We start from the raw sequence: 15586 nt of genomic DNA, 5'->3' as shown, positions 1-15586 counted from the left end.
CAAGGCTGCCGATCTCGCCGTCTGCCAGCGCCGGGACACAATGCAGAATTAAAATCTGCTGCTCCTGCTCCGGGAGGCTGGCAAAGGCTCCGGCTATAAACTCGTCCTGGATAGGCAGGTCATAGCCGAAAGCCGAAAAAAGGAAGCTGTCGCTGGGATGTACGTCCAGGGTACACAGCTTGTCCATTTCGGCCTGCGGCAAGGCGCTGAACTCGGTTTCCTTTTCTCTCCGGCGTCCTAAACTTTTCAGATAGCTTATCGCCTCATTGCGGAGAACGGTTTTGCAGAAAGCGTCATACCTGTGGCGTTCGATAAACTCAAAGGGGTATTCTCTCATTATCTCACCCCCGATCTGCGGGAGGGTGAGATAATCGGGCCGGTGATACCGCCCCTTGTGTCTGTGCTTCTGCGGAACCTCCGGCCCGCACCGAAAGACCGCAGGAAACAACAAAATTCGCCCGGCAGGTCACAGACCAACCGGGCGGGAATGGAAGTGTTATGAAGTTGATTTACATGGTATAGTACATACTCATGGCCGCTTGTCCCCGTTGCCGGGGACAGGCTTTTTTTGACGGTGTGGTGTTTGTCTTATTTTGTCGAAACGCTCCCTGCTTCATGGCGGCTCCCTCCTAAAGCCGCCGATCTCGCCAGCGTAAGGGCGTCGTCAGTTTGAGGGCAAAAAGAACGGCGGCCTTGATTGTGTCAAAGCCGCCGTGATCTAATCAGGGCATGGATATGGGCTGCTGAACGACGGCTTTTTTTCTTTTACCGTCGTCCGGCAGAATGGAAAAATATTGGGACTATTTGGCTTTTCTGTTCAGCCCTTTCAGGATAAATAATGCCAAAGCTGCACAAACCAAAAGAACTACGATACCGATTAGCGTCTGAACTATACTTGCCTCGTAATAGCCAGATAGTTTGAAAACGGCTGTTATGGGATAAACCGTTTTGAGAGGTTCCGTCATACTTGCAAACAGTCCGGCAAAAGAGTAAATTTCTGCAAAGACCAGTGCCAGCCAATATCCTTTTTTCATCCGGGCCACCAAAGCAATAATTGGGGAAATCGCAAGGAATATCCCAATCCCATCCAGAAGATAGGTTTTCAGGTTTCCTAAAATAAGCCCAATGGACAGAGCTTCAAAATGCAAAGCAGCCTCAACGAGAAAAGTAATGGCAAAAAGCAGGAGATAGATTAGGCCGCTGAACGCAAGGGCAAGCACCATTTTACTAAGTGTCAGTTTCACTTCGTCTACAGGAATGAGGCGCAGGGATTTTAGGGTGTCCTCTTGTTCCTCCCGGCAGATCATATAGCTCCCTAACAAGGCAATCACCGCTGGCAGCACATAAAAAGTTGCAAGGGATTGTGCCGCCGACATAAACCATCCGGCTCCGTCAATATAGCGACTTCCGTTGAATATAAACTGTCCTTGTGCGAAAACAATCAATGCCACCATGACCGTTGCAAATCCGGCAATCCACAATATTTTTGAGCGGCGGAGTTTCCGGCGCTCCGCCCAAAGTAAAAGCTCCATTTCAAATGCACCTCACTTTCTCTTTTTTAAAGCTGCCCCAGCCAACAGGACAGAGGCAACGCTCCATACGCCTATACAGAGGAACGCCCCTGGAATATTGAGTGGCTGGGTAATCACAACACCAGGAATATCTCGCATAACAATGGCGGTCATGCTGGACAGCGGATGCAGGTACATATTCACCATTAGGAGAATAAAACCGAGGAATGTATAAACCAGCGTCAGGCAAACAGGAAGAATGTAGCCCTTTTGCGCTGCGGCAACCGCCAGCACCGGCAACACCGCAAAGGCGGTCAGCAGGGAGATTTCCACACACTTCCGCAGAAGATAAAGGACGCTCCCGCTGTCAAAGGCAATGTATCCGGGTAGTACGCCGGTAAGGATGGACGCGGCTGCGGTAATCAGCATAAAGCAGACCGAGTACACCAGCACCACCGCAAATTTGCCAAAAAAGTATGCCATTTTATTGACCGGCACAATCCAAAGCTGCTTAAGCATATCATACTGATTTTCGTTATACATCAGCATGGTACTCAACATCCCCAATACTACCGGCAGGATAATCCACGGGGTATAGCTGAACGCCGTCCACTTGTAAAACTCAATGGGTTCTACGCCGGTTCCCTGAACACTCGCAAAGTAGAACACAGCGGCCAGCGGCATAAAAAGGGCCGCCAGCAGCATGAGCCAGATAAATTTTCTCCGGCGCAGCTTTAAAAATTCAACCTGTATCAGTTTAAGCAATGCCCTCTCCTCCCGTGATCTGCTTGAAATAGTCCTCAAGGGTATCATTGCAGATTTGGGAGCTGATAACAGCTACGTCCTGCACCACAAGGGCCTTGTTGATTGCTGCCATATCCAGTGTGGTATCATAAAGCCGCAGATTATGTTCGTCCTGCACCGCATAATCAGTCACATGGAACTGCCGCTCTAAAATCAAAGAGGCTTTGGGAACATCCGATACCTGAAGCTGGACGTATTTCCGATTTTTCTTTTCCAAATCCTCCATGCTGCTTTCTTCCAGCAGCACGCCATGGTCGATGATACCAATGTCGTCTGCCAGGAGTGCGATTTCAGAAAGAATGTGGCTGGAAATCAAAATGGTTTTTCCGCGTTCCACGCTCAACTCCTTGATAAAGTTTCGCACTTCGGCAATACCGATAGGGTCAAGCCCGTTGGTCGGCTCGTCCAAAATCAGAAGCTCCGGGTCGTGCAGGATAGCATTGGCAATACCGAGGCGCTGCTTCATGCCGAGGGAATATTTACTGAACAGTTTTTTGTCCCGATAAGGAAGTCCCACGACTTCCAGCGCATTTTTAACTGCATTGGGGCGGGGTGTCCCACGCAGTTTCGCAAAAATTTCAAGGTTCTCCGTACCCGTCAGGTTGGGGTAAAAGCCAGGGGTTTCGATGATGGCTCCAATGCGGGGATATATGCGTTTCTCATGGCCTTTGATATTCTGTCCGAACACATCCACTTCCCCGGAAGTGATCGGCGTAAGGCCCAAAATCATTTTCATAATTGTGGTTTTTCCGGCTCCGTTTCGTCCCAAAAGTCCGTAAATCCGGCCTGGCTTTACATGAATATCCACAGAGTTGACGGCGGTTTGCTCACCGTAAATCTTCGTCAGCTTTTTCGTTCCAATCACAAAGTCACTCATAAAAATACCTCGCTTTCTTATTCTGCTTCATTTTTCCAAATGACATAGTTGTAAAGACTGCCATCCGGCGAATAGTTGATGAATACTTTGAAATCGCCCTTTTCACAGGGAATGACAAATTCAACACGGATTTGATCGGAGTGTTCCGGCACATAGCAGGACACATTTGGAGCTACGTCCTCCGGCAGCCCGCCCAACTTGTCGGCTTCTTCCTCCCATGTTTTCTGTATCGCCTCCACAGAAGTATTGTCCTGTACGCCCTGCGGCAGCGCATTGAAGAAAGTTTCAAAATCGCCATCCAGCATTTGGTTAAAGTATTCCGTTGCTTCTTCTGTAATGGCCTGCTGGTCGGGGGCCTCGCTGGAAGATGGGGCGGCCTGCTGGCAGGCGCAAAGAGAACACACAAACAGAATACCGAGAAATAAACAAATCAATCGTTTCATAGGTCTTTCCTTTCAGTAAGATTGTTTTTTTAGGGTTACTACGGATGCGGTGGCAAATGCAGCACCAATCAGGAACAGCGAACCGATACAAACAAGCGGTGAAATATCTGGCAAAATGCCTTGCATAAGGCTTTCTACCATTGCTGCGGCTGCTTCGGAAATGTGGGGGTAAATTCCCATCACGCTTGCAAGCGGGTGTATTCCCGTAAGGTAGGCCGGGGCAATGACTACTGGAACCAGATAAAGTAACGCCATGCCGATAGGCAGGATATATCCTTTCGACAGCGTGGCAAGAAACACAATCGGAAGCATGGCTATGGGGATTAAAAGCCCGCCCGCCAGATACAAAAGGGCAGCGTCCATAAGTGTTTCTGCGTTCAAATCGGGAAAGCCCCCGGCAATCAGCCCACCGACAACACACAAAAGAAAGGTAATCAGGCACAGTCCCACGGACATCAGGATCACCACAGCAACTTTTGAAAAGTATAGCTGCGCTTTTGTGACGGGGATGATAAGCAGCCCTTTCAGTGTGTCGTTCTTGTGTTCGTCAAAAAACAAGGTTGTGGCGAACATTCCTATCACAATCGGCAGGAACAAACTGGACAGGTTCTTAAACGCCAGCGTGTAGAGGTCGCCAAAGCTATCCATGTATGGACTACTCCTTGATATGCTGCAAGCCCTCTCAATCGCAAATATCCCAAACAATAGCGTCAGGGCCAAAATACACCAGACAATCTTATTCCGCTTCCATTTCTGGATTTCAGTTGCAATGATCGTCATACGGTTTCCTCCTTTCATGGTTCCCATTATAAGGCTCAAACCTTGCCGTAACCTTGCCGAAATCTTGTTTTAACCTTGCTTTGAAAGCAAAAAAGCCCTGCGCGGTCACAGGGCTTTGGGAATTATAATGGTAAAGGTTGTACCGGCACCGGGAACGCTGGCTGCCGTGATGGTTCCTTTATGGACACTCACCAATTCCTTTGCAATGGAGAGGCCCAGTCCGTTCCCTCTGGCAGATCTGGAGTGGTCGCATTGGTACATCCGCTCAAAGATGTGGGGCAGGTCAGTGGCGGAAATTCCTTTCCCATCATCGGCCACCGTGATTTTTGCCTGCTGCTCCGTTTCAATTACGGTCAGGGACATCTGCCTTGCGTTACTGTGCGCCAGGATATTTTGCAATAGATTATTGAGAATACGGGTATAGGCGGTGGGGTCAAGCCTCGTCATGTATTCCGTTTCTGGTATTGCTATCTCATAAGATAAGTCATGGCTTTCCAATAACGACACCCAATCAGCCATAATATTGCGGGAAAGCTCGTTCAAATCGCAAAGCTCAAAATGGAAAATCTGCTCCCCGGCGTCCAGCTTCACCCATTCAAACAAAGCCGTCACAAAGTTTTTCAGGTGATGGGCTTTTTCCGTTGCCACTCGAATATATTCTTCCTGCTCGGCCCCTGTTACCATTTTGCTTTCCACGGCCTCTAAATAGCCCACCAGAGAGGCAAGCGGGGTTTTCACATCATGGGAAAGACTTGTCATAAGCCGCTTATATGCCTGCTCGGATTGCTTTTGCTGGATAAGCCTGGATTGGCTGTCCATAGCAATCTCATTGATGTCATAACAGATTTGTTTTGTCAAATCGCTTTCCCGCGCCAATACACGGCGGTTCAGGTTTCCGCTCTTTATATCCGCCAGGGCATCTTTGATAAGGGAAAGCTGGCCCCGGACGCGGTAAAGTTTTGCCGAAAGGTAGCCAATCACCAGCAGGGCGGCGATTAAGGCCAGCAGCAGGTAAAGGTTGATTTCCATACTCACGCCTCCTTGTTAAAGCGATACCCCACGCCCCGGACAGTCTGAATGTAAAACGGCTGCTCTGGATTTGGCTCGATTTTCTTCCTTAATTTACTGATAAAGGACATGATATTGCTGTCGTCAAACGCATATTCCTCCGCCCATACCTGCGTGTAAATCTGTTTTTTGGTAAACACCCGGCCTTTATTAGACGCCAGGAACAGAAGCAGATCAAATTCCTTGCCTGTCAGTTCTACCGGGAGATTTTGGACAGTCACCGTCCGATTAACTTTATCGATCACCATATCTTTCAACAGCATTGTGGCAGCCTTGCTCCCGGTCACGGGATTTAATGTGGTATAGCGCCGGATTAGAGAATTGACGCGGGCCATCAGCTCGTTAATGCTGAAAGGCTTTGTCAGGTAATCGTCGGCTCCCAGCCGCAGGCCGGAAACCTTATCTTCCTCGTCGCTTTTGGCAGTCAACATCAGTACCGGCACATTATTTTTCCCTCGGATTTTCCGCAATACTTGAAAGCCGTCCATATCCGGCATCATTACATCCAGAATAATCAGAGAACAGTCGTCTTTATTTTCTTCCAGCAGCCGCAGGCCCTCTAAACCACCATACGCCACCACCGCGGACAAATTTTCCTGCTCCACACATTTTTTCATCAAGGCACAAAGTTCCTTGTCGTCGTCTATAATCAAAACACTATTCATGTTTTAAAGCCCTCCCTTGTTTTGTTCTGCCATCAATCGGTTTTTGAGCTTTCTTTGGAATTAGCCAGACTGTACCCATCTTCACGGCACCGGGAATACGGCCTGCGGCACAATAATAGTTTATCCGTCGAGGGGTCACACCCCATCTCTCACTTGCTTCTTTTAAAGTCATGTAATCCATAGCCGCACCTCCACAAAGTAGATTATAGTTCTTCTGCTCGAACAAAGCAAGGAAGAAAATGTGAATTATAAGATGTAGACACAAAGCATATCTATTACAAGAAGTGAGATAGAACCGCTACGAAGATACCTGCACTCTACGCATTTAGACCGGTAAAATCCCCGCCATTTCAAGGCTTTTTCCGCATGGTCGGCGGGGAGGCAGGACAGATTATCAAATCCCCGCCAGAACGGGGTTCTAAATGCGTAGGAAAATCTTTCCGCCCCTGGTATTCCTGGCGCTTCTGTGGTATGCTGGACAGGACGATAATCAAGGACAGGAGTGGACGGGATGGACAGCCAGGAAACGCTATTGGACTACGCCACGATCAAGGCCGCCGTCGCCGGTGAGAAGTGGGCCACGGAAAAGGTGATAAAGCACTACGCCCCTTTCATTGACGAGCTGGCCGTTGATGAAGATATGAAACAGCACCTTATTATGAAGCTGCTGGAAAAACTGCCGGACTTTCCGATGGAACAGGCATGAAAAACGTCCGGGATAAGAACTTAGTGCAATGTTTTTGTTGCATGAACTATTTTGTGTAGCAGACATACACAACAGAACACTTACATATAGACAAGCATCATGCAAAATGATAAAATAAAACAAAGCTAGATTTTAACAGGAGGACTTTGCAATGAATGATTTTTGGATTTTAGTTTTGATTGTCGTGCTTCTTTTAGGTGGAGGCTGTTCACTGGCGGGTACTTTTTGGAGCAAAAAGTATCGGCAGGACAGAAAAAATAAAAAGAATGAAAAGGATAACGATAAATAGTATATCCCAATTAAAAAAGCGCCGGACGCAGAGGCCAAACAGCCCCCGCGCCCGGCGCTTCGCTTTTTGCTTGATTACTCGTCCGTAAACTGGAACCGCTGCGCCTCAAAGTCAGCGTCGCTCATGGCGTCCAGCTTGTCGGCGGTCTGGCGGGCCAGCGCCCGCATTTCCTCGTCCATATCCGGCATAGCCGCCCGGACAGCCGCCGCCGTCCTGCGCCGGTCGCTTTTGTGGTACAGACAGATCAGGTTTTCTTCCTCCACGGTAAAATACATTTCTCATACCTCCAATTCGTTTGACTTGCTTCTGGCCGGGGCCTTTTTCGGGGCCTGGGCCTGTTTGGTTTTGGATAGCTGCTTTCGGATGGAGGCGCGGGGCCGCCGCACCTTCTTGTCCCGGTTCTCGTCCTTGCCGATCACGGCATAGACGCCGCGCCGGTCTTTCATGCCGGTAAAGCATAGGGATTGATAGGGCAGCATGGAAAACAGCCGGTCAGTGTCCTTGCTGGACGCGATCTGCACAAAGTACGGGGACAGCTCCACCATGAAATGCGTTTTGTTGGGGCTGTTTGGCTCGGACAGGTCTTTCATCCCGGCCACAATGCGCCGGGCCTCGGCCATAATCAGACTATCCCGCAGGGCGGCAACGTGGGCTTTCAGGTCGCCCGGCTGCAACTTCTGGCGGCCTGCCTGCTCCTGGCGTAAAAGCTCCCGCAGGTTATCCGGCTCGTTGGGCTTTGCCTCATACCGCAGGAACACCCCCAGCCTGGGGTCAGGGCTACCGTCAAAATGCTGTGCGGCGGGCTGCTCCCGGTCGCCGTCCTGATAGTGCAAAATGAGATTGTCCGCCTTTTCCGCCTCGGCTATGACGTGCCGGAAGTGCTGGGGGTAGTCCAGCTCATAGAGATTGCCCCGTATTGTGCCGCCCTGGGTGCCGGTCAGCTCCACGGCATAGGCCAGAATACGGTCACGGGTCTGCTCCCCGTAAAATTTCCATGTGTTGTATTGCCGGGTGTCCTGTAAGAATACGTCACGCTCCCGGAAACAGTACGTCCCGGAGGGGCGGGACATCCACAGCAGGGCTTTGTCCTCGGCCCTATCGCTGGCGGCGGCCTCCCGGATAATCTTTTTGTCAATCTCAAAATCATTCTGGTAAAAGGCGGTGTTCTGGCGCATGATCTGTTCCAGGGCGGCCAGCACGTCCACATTTTCAAACTTGTTCACGTCCTCACACCTCCAATTCCTTTGACTTCTCCCGCGCCGGTGGCTTCTTGCCCTGTTCCTCCTTGGCGGCTGCAAGCTGCGCCCGGATGGACGGTTTTTTCTGCCGCTGGGCGGTCTTGGCGCTTCTGCGCGTCTGTTTCGGCTTTTGGGCCTCCGCCTTGGCTGCCTGGGCCACGTCCAAAAGGGAAACCTGTTCCCCGGCCTTTACCCTGGCTTCCAGCTCCCCCATTGTGGGGGCGTTGTTCAGAACACCGTCAATCATGTTGTAGTTCTGCTCGGTCGTCATTTCTGCGGCCTTGATGGGGCTTTCCTGCTGGGCGGGGATAGCAAAGGCTTGTGTGCCATTCCCCATAATGAGATACTTCCCATCCTCGGATTGATGGTGGAGGCCATAGCCCGCGGCCTCCATCTGTTCCCGCGTCATATCCGTTAGATGGAAGCTCCCCCGTGGGGTCTGTACCATTTCCCCGGTCAGGCGGTTGTCCGGGACGGGGATAGGCTGTGTAAATTCCGGCACTTTCCGATACTCGGCCCCCTCGTCCACATAGTAGGCCGTCTGCTGGCCCTCCTGCCGGAACACGATAATATCACTCATGGAAAGGGAATGGCCCTTGAAGTCGGACGGGATTTCCATGTTGAACCGGCGGAAAATATCGTCCAGGGTGGTTCCCTTATCCAGAGGCGCAGTATAAACAAGCTGGTAATTTGCCCTGTCTACGGTCAGGCCGTCCGCCCGCAATTCCTCATAGGAACGGTAGCGGTAGTCCCGTCCCTCCGGGCCGGGCGGCACCTGGTAAATGGAGAAGTTGGGCTGCTCCGGGGCCTGGGAACCAGAGGCAAGATACTCCTCCACGGTCAAACCGGCGGCCTCGGCCTCTTGTGCAACCTCGGCCCGTACCTGTTCTTTATAGTCCTGCAAGCTCTGGTCGAAGTCGGAAAGGATTGGAGGCTCCGGCAAGGGTTCTCCCTGATTGAGAAGCGGGCGGCACTCCTTTACATAGTCCACAAGGGCGGTTAAATAGGCCGTCTGCTCTGGCGGCAGGGGTTCCCCGGACTGTAAAAGGCGCTGGGCCTCCTGCTCCATGCGGGAGAGATTGCAATGCTGCTCCATATAGGGGATTTCCCCGGTCAAAAAGGCTTCCCGGCTGGCGTGGTCTGCCTCCCATGCCTCTTGCCCCTGGTATTTCAGCACATGGTTTTTCCAATTTTCATCATGCAGGTAAAATTCCTGATAGCTGCGGATGTGGGTAAGCAAGGAACCCTCCCGGTCGCCAAAGTCCTGCCGCCCGGAATAGCTGTGGGCCTCGCCCTGGAAAATATAATCAATGCGGAAGTCGGTCTTATCATAGTACCCGTTCCCACGGTGTTCCGCGTCCAGCTTGGCAAACAGGGCGTCCGCCTCATGCAGCGGTAGTTTCTGGCCGTTCTCCAAATGGGGGCTTTCCGTGAAAAGGATTGTCACAACCGGCTCCCCTGCGGGGTCAAGGTCTGGCTGCCTGGCCCCGGCCTCTTGCAGCTTCCCGTCGTCAGAAAGTGTAAAGCCCTGGGTCTGGATGGCGTCTTTCGTCCCCTGGGACACCTGGCCGGTGGCGTTCAAATCCGCGTCAATGAGTGCTTGCAGCGTGGCCCGCACTTCCTCGGTCATGGCCGCCTGCTGTTCCGGGGGCAGCTTGGAAAATACACTGTCCTGGTTCGGCTGTTCGGCGGCCTGGGCTGCCGGGGCCTCCACGGTCTGTTCCTGGTTTGCCTGCCGCTGTTGCTGAAGCTCGGCAAGATGGCCGTCAATGGTGGTTATCAGCTCATGGGCGGTGGCCCGTATGGTTTCCAGGGAGGCTTTCAGCTCTTTCAAATCCCTGCCGGAACTCCACCCGGCCACATAGCCAAAGGAATAGTCCGACGTGTCCAGGCCGTAGTGCTGGCAGACGGTATAGGCCACGCTCTCGGCCTGTACCTCGCGGGTGCGGCTGTCGGGCCGGTCGGTGGCCGGGGCCTCCGGGTCGATGGCGTGCAGCTTGGAATGGGCGATCTCATGGATGGCCGTCTTTAGGGTCTGTAACTCGCTCATACCCTCCTGAATGGCAATCCGCTTTTCCGTCAGGTGGTAGTAGCCGTGGGAACTGCCTGGAATGTCCTCAAAGCCGATGGAAACGGGGGAAGTCTGTTCCAGCGCCTTGAAGAAATCCTGGTATTGCTCCACGCTGCCGGTCAATTCCTCCACGCCTAATGAGGGAAGCGGCTCCCCCTCGGTCTGGCTCACGTCAAAGACGGAAACGATCTTAAAGGCCGGAACCTGGACTTCTTTCTGCTCGGTGACGGTGTTCCCGTCCTTGTCCTTGACCGGCTGGCCCTGGGCGTCCAGCTTCGGCACGTCCTTTTTCACCTTGTAGGGGGCCGGGGCAAATATCTTAATGCCTTTCTCGCCTTTCTTGACGTTGCGGTGAAATTCATCCCGCCACTTGTTATAGCCCGCCACAAGCTGGCCGCCCTGCATGGCAATCAGGATGGTGTTGTTAAAGCTGTAATTGTGGAACCGCGCCATTGTGTCAAGGTAGGCCCGAAAGCGGTCGCTCTCGAAAAGCTCCTGTATGCCGGTTTCCAGACGGTCGGTGATCTCTTTCATGCGGTCGGCGCTGTTTTTGCTGTTCAGGATAATGGGGGTGACAGGCTGTGGGGCCTTTGCCTCGGCGGTGGGCGTCTGCTCCGTCCTCTCCTGGGCCTTGCTTTCCTCCCGAAGAATTTCCGGCGCGGGGTAGGCCATCACCCGGTATTCCTCCGGCACCGGCTGGCCCTCATGGACACGCTGCCATTCATCCCCGCTTTTCACCAGATAGCCGTAAGGGGTAAAGGCTCCCTGCTCCTGTTTGGCGATATGCTCCCCGAACCGGGCCGTGTCAATCCCGGCTTTCCATTCCTCCGGCATATCCACCATGCCGGAACGGTTCAGGTAGTAGCTCCCTAACTGCGCCGTGGTCTGTACGTCGGGGATATGCACAAAGTAGTCCACGTTGTCGGCGTAGTCGATGATCTGGCCGATGTTCTCAAAACCGCCCCGTGGATTTTGCAGGGCGGCGTTCAGCTCCGCAAGGGCGGCGGCGTCCAGGGTTTCCAGCCTTGCGGCAAGGAAATTCAATTCGTCCACATCAGCGGCCAGCACCATATCGTAGGGCAGGGCAAGGTGTCTGTCCTCCGGGCAGGAATACCCGTTGATGAAAAAATCCTGCGGGTTGTCGGCGGTGATATGGATTTCCCGCATGGCCTCCTGCAACTTCTCGGCGGTGGTCGGCAAGTCCAGCCAGCAGCCATGCGGCCCGCCGTTTTGCGCCTCGGCGCGGTTGTCAAGCATGATAGAAAATACTTCGCTCATTCGGTCACTCCTTTCTGGATGGGCGGCGGCGGAAGCCGGTTCCGGCTCCGGCCCCTCCTGTTTTTGTTCTGCCTCCTGCGGGGGAAGCTGCGCGGACTGCTGGGGCGGCTCCCCCTCGACGGTGTAGCCGGGAAGCAGGAGGCCGTTCACCTTGAAATAGTCGGCGTACTCTTTGGGGATGGGCGGGGAGATCTCCGTGAACAAATGCTGGTGGGCCTTGATACGGCCATTCAGGTATTTGTCCAGTGCTTCCCGGCTGTCAAAGACTTTCTTTTGCCCGGCGATTTTGGCCTGTCCGTAATTCCCCGGCGCATTGGTAAAAAGACGCCAGTTCAGCGTCCAGGAATAGGGGATGGATTTCTCCGCTTTGCTGTCATACCGGGTGTTCTCGGTAATGGAATAGGTCATTTTATAGACAGCGTTGCTTCGGACACGGAGAAAATCGCCCTGCGGCTCCCACTGATTTGAAGTGTGCTGGACGGGAGGTGTCCGGGCGTATTCTAGGGCTTTATCCAGGGAGAGGGTCTTTCCGGCCTGTTCCTCCCAGGCGGCGGCCAGCTCCTTTAGCCGGTCAAACACTTCCTGTTCTGCGGCGGCGCTTTCCGCCCGCAGGGAAAGAAGCTCCGCCAGGGGCAGGGCGGCCAGCCCGGAAATATCGGATTTTTCACTTTCAAAGTAAATCCAGCGTTCAATCTTCATGGTTTCGGCGGGTTCTAACTTGTCAAGGTCGTAAGAGCTGTACGACATAAATCACTCCTTTCTGCGCTTTTGCGGCGGCTTATTATAGGGGTTTGGGGACTTCCCCAACAAGCAAAATCCCCGGCCCGGCAGGGGTGGCCGGGTCAGGGATTTGCCGGGAGTGTGGCTACACTCCCTATGCTTGCTGTCTTTTAGTTTTTCTCCCTCCGCTCCACACGGTAGTTGACGTACTTCCCGCCGGTATCGGCCAGAAGCACCGTCCCGTCGTAGGTCTTGCCGGTTTTCAGGGAACGCAGGCCCTTTATCTTTGCCTTTCCGTCTTTAAGCAGCGCGGCGGCGATTTTCGGGGTGAACGTCTTGCCCCGTTCCTCAAAAAATCGGTCATTCTTCCACATGACAAACTGGCAGGCCCGGTTCCCGCAATAGTAGTTCTTCTTGCCCTCATAGACGGCTTTCCCGCAGCGGGGGCATTTGCCGATAACCACGCGCTCGGCCTGAAACAACTGCTGGGCGTCCTCGCTGATCTGCGAATAGAGGGCAATCAGGGTGCGCGTCATTTCCGCAATCCCCGCCATGAAGTTTTCCGGGTCTGCCTCGCCCTTGGCAATGGCGGTCAGCTCCGTTTCCCACTGTGCCGTAAGCTGGGGAGAGGTCAGCATATCCGGCAGGACGCAGGCAAGGTTGTGGCCGTCCTTGGTGGGAAGTAGCTGTTTTCCCTTGCGCTCCACAAAGCCCATCTGCACCAGCTTTTCCAGGATGGAGGCGCGGGTGGCCGGTGTGCCTAACCCCTGGCGCTCGGCGTCCTCCGGCATATCCTCGGCCCCGGCCCGCTCCATAGCGGAAAGCAGGGTGTCCTCGGTGTAGGGATTGGGGGGCGTGGTGAAATGCTCGGTGACGCTGGCCGCCACCTCGTCAAAGGTCTGGCCCTCGGCAATCTCCGGCAGCTCCCGCGCAAGCTCCGGCGCGTCCTCGTCGGCGTCGGTCTTAAACGACGCCTTAAAGCGCCGGTCGATTTCTTTCCAGCCGGGGGTCTGGATGGTCTTTCCCCTGGCGGTAAATTCGTTCCCGGCGCAGGTAAAGGTGGCGATGACGGCCTCATACACATGGGGCGCGGCCACGGCGCACAGCAGCTTGCAGCATACCAGAGAGAGAAGTTTTTTCTCCCCCTCGGTCAGTCCGTCAAAGCCTTTCGTGACAAACTCCATCGTGGGGATGATGGCGTGGTGGTCGCTCACCTTTTTGCTGTCCAGCACCCGGTCAAACTGCGGGGAGAGGTCAAGGCCCGCCGCAAAGGGCAGAAGCGGCCAGAGGCCGGACACAAGGCTTTCCGCCGTGGGCTTCATGTCGTCGGTCAAATACTGGCTGTCCGTTCTCGGATAGGTCAGCAGCTTCTTTTCGTAAAGCCCCTGGGCGTAGTCAAGGGTCTGCTTGGCGGTGAAACCAAACAGGCGGTTGGCCTCCCGCTGCAAGGTGGTAAGGTCATAGAGGCGGGGCGGCTGCTCCGTCTTTTTCTCCCGCTTCACGGAAACACAAACGGCCTGCGCTCCGGCGCAAGCCGCTTTCAGGTTCTCCGCCTCGCCGGGGGCGGAAAAGCGGTGGCTTGCCGCCTCCATGCCGCCCGCTGCGATATGGACAACGTGGTATTTCTCTTTCTTGAAACCGCTGATTTTCGCCTCCCGGTCAACCAGCATTTTTAAGGTGGGCGTCTGCACCCGGCCCACGGTCAGGGTCTTGTGGTAGAGGATGGAGAAAAGGCGGGTGGCGTTAATCCCCACCAGCCAATCCGCCTGCGCCCGGCACAGGGCCGATTGATACAGGTGGTCGTAGTCGGCCCCCGGTTTCAGGTTGGCAAAGCCGTCCCGGATAGCGGTGTCCTCCATGCTGGAAATCCAAAGGCGCTTGAACGGCTTTTGGCAGCCTGCCATCTGGTAGACAAAGCGGAAAATGAGTTCCCCCTCCCGCCCGGCGTCGGTGGCGCACACAAGGCCGGTCACGTCGGGGCGCTCCATCAGGGAACGCAGGGTGTCAAACTGCTTTTTCTTCTCGTCGGGGATGATGTACTGCCATTCCTGGGGCAAAATCGGCAGGTCGTTGTAGGCCCATTTCTTAAAGCGGGGGTCATAGGCCCCGGCGTCGGCCAGGGAAACCAGGTGGCCGATACACCAGCTCACCAGATAGCCGTTTCCCTCCATATAGCCGTCCTGTTTTTTGTCGGCTCCGATCACGCCCGCAATGCTGCGGGCGACGCTCGGTTTCTCTGCAATCACTAACTGAATACTCATAAATCTATTTACTCCTTTCGTTTGTGGTGGAAATATTGTATAATTAAAAAAGGGGGTGTTATTGTGCAACGTGATATGGAACTAATAAGAAAAATCCTTTTTGCCATTGAGGAAAAATACGTTGATACTTGGTTGAGTAGCGACAAAATCCAAATTGATGGTTACGATATGAAAACTATCGCCTATCATTGTGCTATTTTGTATGACGCTGGATTGATATACGACTATAAAGGGCATTACAGCAGCAATGAATTACAATTTTTTGGAGTAGGCCGTCTTACTTGGGATGGACATGAACTTTTGGATAAAATCAAAAGTGATACTGTTTGGAACAAAACTAAATCCACCATCAAAGATAAAGGAATACCTTTTGTTCTGGACGCTGTAAAAGAAATTGCAACAGCTATTACAACTTCAATGATACAAGCTGCTATTAAAGGCTTATAAAGGTGGTGATTGTTTGGTTCAAACTTGTAAATTCTGTGGCACACAAATGGTTGGTGAATACGAAACACTAACCAATTCACGTCATTACAGATTTTTCTTTACATGTCCAAAATGCAAGGCTATATATGAGGGTGAACGTAAAGAACAGGGGAAAAATTTGCTCGTGAACAAATCACGTTGGTTCAATCCAAACACAAATACATTTGAATAATATAAGACGCGCCTATTTTTCGTGATAGGCGCGTCTTATATCTTATGCTTTATTTTTCCTTACTCGCTTCGTCCTCGTCCATCAAAAAATCCTCTAACGGCCTGGGGGCTACCTCGCCGGCGCCGCTTTCATCCTCCGGTGCCGGTTCGTCCTCGTCGTCCTCGTCCTCGCCAAAATCGTACTCGTCCAGGTCGTCATTTCCCTTGGTATTGTCTTT

15 protein-coding genes and 1 pseudogene are annotated in these 15586 nt (G+C 53.0%); 3 read left to right on the top strand and 13 right to left on the bottom strand.

Annotation, left to right across the window (positions count from 1 at the left end; translation table 11 throughout):
* The 9 genes and pseudogenes from B5F53_RS18665 to B5F53_RS18625 all read right to left on the bottom strand — a co-directional run.
* Nucleotides 1-337, bottom strand: a pseudogene (locus B5F53_RS18665) (sigma-70 family RNA polymerase sigma factor); the annotation flags it as partial.
* Between the two features lie 463 nt (nt 338-800).
* Nucleotides 801-1532, bottom strand: a complete 732-nt coding sequence (locus B5F53_RS18660) for an ABC transporter permease (protein ID WP_087226878.1) — start codon at nt 1530-1532, stop codon at nt 801-803.
* 12 nt (nt 1533-1544) lie between these two features.
* Nucleotides 1545-2276, bottom strand: coding sequence for an ABC transporter permease (locus B5F53_RS18655; RefSeq protein ID WP_087226876.1), 732 nt, complete (start codon nt 2274-2276; stop codon nt 1545-1547).
* Complete coding sequence (locus B5F53_RS18650; protein ID WP_087226874.1) at nt 2269-3192, bottom strand: ABC transporter ATP-binding protein; 924 nt, start codon at nt 3190-3192, stop codon at nt 2269-2271. Before B5F53_RS18650 ends, B5F53_RS18655 begins: the two co-directional genes overlap by 8 nt.
* 17 nt (nt 3193-3209) lie before the next feature.
* Nucleotides 3210-3635, bottom strand: coding sequence for a DUF3887 domain-containing protein (locus B5F53_RS18645; RefSeq protein ID WP_087226872.1), 426 nt, complete (start codon nt 3633-3635; stop codon nt 3210-3212).
* A 12-nt stretch (nt 3636-3647) separates the two neighbouring features.
* Nucleotides 3648-4415 carry an ABC transporter permease gene (locus tag B5F53_RS18640; protein WP_087226869.1) on the bottom strand — a complete coding sequence of 256 codons (768 nt, stop codon included), beginning with the start codon at nt 4413-4415 and terminating at the stop codon, nt 3648-3650.
* Nucleotides 4416-4520: 105 nt separating this feature from the next.
* Nucleotides 4521-5444 carry a sensor histidine kinase gene (locus tag B5F53_RS18635; protein WP_087226867.1) on the bottom strand — a complete coding sequence of 308 codons (924 nt, stop codon included), beginning with the start codon at nt 5442-5444 and terminating at the stop codon, nt 4521-4523.
* Nucleotides 5445-5446: 2 nt separating this feature from the next.
* Nucleotides 5447-6148, bottom strand: a complete 702-nt coding sequence (locus tag B5F53_RS18630) for a response regulator transcription factor (protein WP_087226865.1) — start codon at nt 6146-6148, stop codon at nt 5447-5449.
* Nucleotides 6141-6329 (bottom strand): helix-turn-helix domain-containing protein, encoded by a 189-nt coding sequence (locus tag B5F53_RS18625; protein ID WP_087226863.1) that lies wholly within the window; start codon nt 6327-6329, stop codon nt 6141-6143. The genes B5F53_RS18630 and B5F53_RS18625 overlap by 8 nt, the downstream gene beginning before the upstream one ends.
* Nucleotides 6330-6659: 330 nt before the next feature.
* Here B5F53_RS18625 and B5F53_RS18620 point away from each other — a divergent pair, with 330 nt between their 5' ends.
* A complete protein-coding gene (locus B5F53_RS18620; protein WP_087226861.1) occupies nt 6660-6854 on the top strand; it encodes a helix-turn-helix domain-containing protein in 195 nt (64 codons plus the stop codon).
* Nucleotides 6855-7005: 151 nt separating this feature from the next.
* On the top strand, nt 7006-7143 hold the full coding sequence (locus B5F53_RS20180) for a hypothetical protein (RefSeq protein ID WP_204246966.1): 138 nt from the start codon (nt 7006-7008) through the stop codon (nt 7141-7143).
* Between the two features lie 74 nt (nt 7144-7217).
* Here B5F53_RS20180 and B5F53_RS18615 read toward each other — a convergent pair whose 3' ends face one another.
* The 4 genes from B5F53_RS18615 to B5F53_RS18600 form a co-directional block, all read right to left on the bottom strand.
* Nucleotides 7218-7418 carry a transposon-transfer assisting family protein gene (locus tag B5F53_RS18615; RefSeq protein ID WP_087226859.1) on the bottom strand — a complete coding sequence of 67 codons (201 nt, stop codon included), beginning with the start codon at nt 7416-7418 and terminating at the stop codon, nt 7218-7220.
* Between the two features lie 3 nt (nt 7419-7421).
* Complete coding sequence (locus B5F53_RS18610; protein WP_087226880.1) at nt 7422-8318, bottom strand: hypothetical protein; 897 nt, start codon at nt 8316-8318, stop codon at nt 7422-7424.
* A gap of 52 nt (nt 8319-8370) precedes the next feature.
* A complete protein-coding gene (locus tag B5F53_RS18605) occupies nt 8371-12477 on the bottom strand; it encodes an LPD25 domain-containing protein (RefSeq protein WP_087226858.1) in 4107 nt (1368 codons plus the stop codon).
* A 143-nt stretch (nt 12478-12620) separates the two neighbouring features.
* On the bottom strand, nt 12621-14711 hold the full coding sequence (locus B5F53_RS18600; RefSeq protein WP_087226856.1) for a type IA DNA topoisomerase: 2091 nt from the start codon (nt 14709-14711) through the stop codon (nt 12621-12623).
* Between the two features lie 63 nt (nt 14712-14774).
* On the opposite strand from B5F53_RS18600, the gene B5F53_RS18595 reads away from it, so the two are divergent.
* Nucleotides 14775-15158 carry a DUF2513 domain-containing protein gene (locus B5F53_RS18595; protein WP_087226854.1) on the top strand — a complete coding sequence of 128 codons (384 nt, stop codon included), beginning with the start codon at nt 14775-14777 and terminating at the stop codon, nt 15156-15158.
* Nucleotides 15159-15586: the final 428 nt, after the last annotated feature.

The sequence above is a fragment of the Blautia sp. An249 genome, assembly GCF_002159835.1.
In the GTDB taxonomy this organism is placed as follows: Bacteria; Bacillota; Clostridia; order Lachnospirales; family Lachnospiraceae; genus Blautia_A; species Blautia_A avistercoris.
This window is presented reverse-complemented; position numbering and strand designations above follow the sequence as displayed.